This window comes from Roseateles sp. P5_E1 (assembly GCF_054049335.1).
Map to the genome: position 1 here is coordinate 1 of NZ_JBFUMN010000188.1, position 721 is coordinate 721.

Genomic DNA, 721 nt, shown 5'->3' on the forward strand with positions numbered 1-721 from the left:
TTGCCGGCGAGGATGAAGAACAGCGACATCACCACGAACATCACCCCGACCGCTTCGGCACCCAGCGCGCCCGACGCACCACCATCGAGCGGCATCGAGCCGCTCAGCAGCGCGATGCCGAGGAACAGGTAGATCAGCGGACACAGCGAGAAAAAGGCCACGAAGCCGGCCAGCACGAAATGCAGGATCGACAGCGTGCGCAGCTGCGACACGTCGTTGTGCGACAGTCGCGCAGCCGGCACGGCCGGCGGCGAGGCCGGCAGCGTCGGTGGCGTGTCGGCCTCCAGGCGGGGCGCCACGACGTGGATCAGCCGATCCGCACGCGTTCGGCACCGCTGGCGGTGGTGACTTCACCGATCGTCCAGTGATCCAGGCCCTGCGCGGAGACGGCGGCGGAGACGGCCTGGACCTGGTCGGCGGCCACGATCAGCACGAAGCCGATGCCGCAGTTGAAGGTGCGCCACATCTCGGCGTCCGCCACGGCGCCTTCCTTCTGCAGCCACTGGAACACCGGCGGCAGGGTCCAGGCATCGGCCTGGATGTTCAGGCCAAGGCCTTCAGGCACCACACGGATGATGTTCTCGGTCAGGCCGCCGCCGGTGATGTGGGCCATGCCGTGAATGGCCGCGCCGTGGCTCTTCAGCAGCGCCAGGATCGGCTTGACGTACAGGCGGGTCGGGGCCATCAGTGCATCGACCAGCTTGACCCCGCCCTCCAGCTC

The 721-nt window shown here is 68.2% G+C and carries 2 protein-coding genes; both read right to left on the reverse strand.

Annotated elements, in window-relative coordinates:
• The coding region (locus ACXJKJ_RS30520; protein ID WP_457395183.1) for a hypothetical protein at positions 1-299 on the reverse strand (299 nt) is incomplete at its 3' end.
• An 8-nt stretch (positions 300-307) separates the two neighbouring features.
• Positions 308-721: AIR synthase-related protein (locus tag ACXJKJ_RS30525; protein ID WP_457395185.1), on the reverse strand; the 414-nt coding region annotated here is incomplete at its 5' end.